Consider the following 3,421-nt stretch of genomic DNA (forward strand, 5'->3'; position numbering starts at 1 on the left):
AGCAAACCCGTCTAGACCGTTCCCAACGCGCAAAGTTGCCCAATGGGCAAAGTTGCTGTTACTCTCGCTGTATGACAACACCCGGCCTTCGAGACCAGAAACGTAAGCAGACTTCGCACGCACTTGCGCGCACGGCGTTTGAACTCACGCAGGAGCGTGGCCTCGATGGGTTCACCATCGACGACGTTGTCAAACAGGTCGGTGTTTCTAGACGCACATTCGCCAACTATTTCTCGTGTAAAGAAGAAGCTGTTGCTGCGCTCGCTCTTGAACAGTTAGAAGACGGCATTGCCACGCTGCCTGAGATGTCCGAGGGCACCCCGTTGCTGGAGTGGGTACGCGCACTCGCGCTTCACCAACTTTCGGGCGGCATGCTTGACCTGTTGATCCAGCTGCGAGACCTGGCACGGAAAGATCCGGCTTTGCAGCCGTTCGTTGAGAACGTGCACGCAGAAATTCGTAGAACTGCGCAGGCTGTGGTCACAGCACAGGCTAAGAATTCTGCGGCGAAATTTGCGGCTCCGATCATAGTTGGAGCCGCCTACGGTGCACTGACTTCATTCATCGAGGCCGGGTCTTCGGATGCGGGAGCGCCACTTGATGAGTTCGTTGAGAAGGTGTTCTCAAAGCTCAAAGCCGGTCTCTAACCCCACCATTTTTCAACTCTTCGCACGTAGGGGCCCACCCTACGTTTACTCGGCATGCCAGAAAGGCTTTTGATGTCCATGTTTCTGTACCGTTTAGCGCGGTTTTCCTACCGACGTCCGTGGGTGTTCATTCTCACCTGGCTGCTTATCGTTGGTGGGGTGCTAGGCCTTGCTGTTGCAAGCGGGGCCAAAATCAGCTCGGCAATCACGATCGATGGCACCCAAAGCCAGACGGTCATCGACCAGCTTCGCACCGAGTTTCCCGAAACTTCTGGCGGTCAGGGCACCATCGTCTTCACGGCTGCCGAAGGCAAACGCCTCGATGAGGGTGAGGCTGCAGACGTGATTCGCGCGGCAATGAAAGAAATTTCTGAAAATGAATACGTTGTTGCCCGTGAAGCCCAAGCATTAGCAGCCCCACCCACCCAAGCGACAGCTGGTCAACAGGCGCAGCAACCGGCGCTACCTCAACAATCAGCTGAGCAATCACAGATGCCATCCCCGATTGTTGCGCCAAGTCCTGAGCAGCAGGAAAAGAAGATGCAAGAGGCCTTGCTGAAACAGGGCATGCTTGCACCCGGGGTGCTCGTGTCAGCTGACGGGGCGGTCGCCCTTATGCAGATCCAGTTCACCGAACAGGTTGAAGACCTGCCATCTGGTGTCATCGAAGACGTCGTAGCGATCGCATCCGATCATGCCGATACAGCAGGGCTGACGGCGCTTCCAACAGAATCACTGAAGCCACACGAACCACCTTTGGGTGGCCATGAAGCGTTGGGGCTGCTCGTCGCGGGCCTCGTGCTGTTTCTTACGCTTGGTTCACTTCGCGTGGCGGGTCTGCCGCTGGTGACCGGCATCATCGGTGTCGCGGTCGGGCTCGGCGGGGCCTTCGCGCTCTCGCAAAGCATCGAACTCACAAGCGCCACTCCGGTGCTCGCCCTCATGATCGGGCTCGCCGTCGGGCTAGATTACGCACTCTTTATAGTGAACAGGCAACGCCACCTGATTCTGCGTGAGGGCCTCTCGGCAGAAGAAGCCGCAGGCCGAGCCGCAGGCACAGCAGGAAGCGCCGTGCTCTTTGCTGGGCTGATTGTCATTATCGCGCTCGGGGGCCTCACCCTCATCGGCATCTCCTTCCTCACCACAATGGCTCTGGTAGCGGCGGCAACTGTGTTCTGTGCGGTGTTGATCGCGTTGACACTCTTGCCAGCACTTCTCGGGCTCATCGGTGAACGAATCCTGAGCACTAAAGCGCGTACTCGCGGGCAAAAGCGCAGCTACGAACAGCGCCACGGCTTCGCCCACCGCTATGCGTCAACTCTTGTAAAGGGCAGGTGGGCAGTTATCATTGCGGTCGTTGCAGTGCTTGGTGTAGCCGCAATCCCCATGACGCAAATGAGCCTGGGCATGCCAAACGGTGCCACAGCAAACCTCGACACCACCGAACGCCAAGCAGCAGACGCCATCGCTGAAAGCTTCGGTGACGGATACAACGCACCCCTCATCACCGTGATCCACGCCCCCGACGGCACCAGCTTCAAAGACTCCCAGTTGCCTGGCATCACCAGCGAACTTGAACAAAGCGACACGATCGAAACAGTACGCCCCATGGGCATTTCGCCCGATAGCTCATTGGCGTTGTTCTCCGTGATCCCGACTGCGGGCGCTGATGATGACGCAACGAAGACACTCGTGCACACCCTGCGTGAAGACACGGGTACTCTCACCGGCATCAGTGGTACCACCATCGGTGTGACAGGGCTCACCGCCATCAACCTCGACATTTCAGAGAAACTCGCGAGTGTCTTGCCGCTCTACATCACCATCATCGTGGTGCTGTCACTCTTCGTACTGCTCGTCGTGTTCCGGTCGGTGCTTATTCCAATCAAAGCAACAGCAGGGTTCTTGCTCACGATCGGTGCCACCTTCGGCATTATGACCGCAATCTTCCAGTGGGGCTGGCTGAAAGAGGTCGTGGGGTTCGATACGCCCGGCCCGATCCTCTCGTTCCTACCGATCATGGTGACCGGCATCTTGTACGGCCTCGCAATGGACTACGAAATGTTCCTTGTCAGCTCTATGCGTGAAGCACACGTACACGGGTGCGCAGGCGAACAGTCGGTGATCCATGGATTCGAGCAGGCCAGCCGCGTCGTCGTCGCGGCAGCAATTATCACGGTGTCCGTGTTCGCGGGATTCATTTTCAGCGACGACAGCATGGTGAAACAATTCGGTCTCGCCCTGGCAGTTGGCATTCTCATCGACGCGTTCCTCGTGCGCATGACGCTTGTTCCAGCGCTCATGTCGGTGCTCGGAAAAGCGGCATGGTGGCTTCCGAACTGGCTCGACAAGCTGCTCCCCAACCTCGATATCGAAGGCGACCGACTCTTGAAACATCTCCACCAAAACACAAACACCAAACAGCAGGACGAAGGCAGGACCCACCCCAATACAACTCACTAACCTCAAGCGATGCACACCACGCACCAACAGACCTAATGCGGTTCCCGTTGCGTGGTGTGCACACTGCGAGTTGAAAATTGATTACTACAAAAATACTGAATGAACCATACCCAACGCTCAGTTTTCAAACGCTGCGGCACAAGGGCAACGCCGCAGCAGTGAACGCCTGAGCTTGTTGTCCAACGAGCAGCCTGGTTTCGCAGGACGCCTGAACCTCGATCCACCGATGGGGAGGCTTGCTGAGTTGGCGTCGTAACGCAGAAATGCCCCTCTGACCAGGAAGAATAGAGCTTGTCTAAGGTCCTATTTCC

General features: G+C 57.1%; 2 protein-coding genes. Both read left to right on the forward strand.

Annotated elements, in window-relative coordinates:
• Positions 1–71 precede the first annotated feature (71 nt).
• Positions 72–647: a TetR/AcrR family transcriptional regulator gene (locus ACFWGN_RS21350; protein ID WP_377619758.1), complete on the forward strand. Its 576-nt coding sequence runs from the start codon at positions 72–74 to the stop codon at positions 645–647.
• 72 nt (positions 648–719) lie between these two features.
• A complete protein-coding gene (locus tag ACFWGN_RS21355) occupies positions 720–3,110 on the forward strand; it encodes an MMPL family transporter (RefSeq protein WP_377619760.1) in 2,391 nt (796 codons plus the stop codon).
• Positions 3,111–3,421: the final 311 nt, after the last annotated feature.

This window comes from Oerskovia sp. NPDC060338 (assembly GCF_042726295.1).
Lineage (GTDB): Bacteria > Actinomycetota > Actinomycetes > Actinomycetales > Cellulomonadaceae > Oerskovia > Oerskovia merdavium.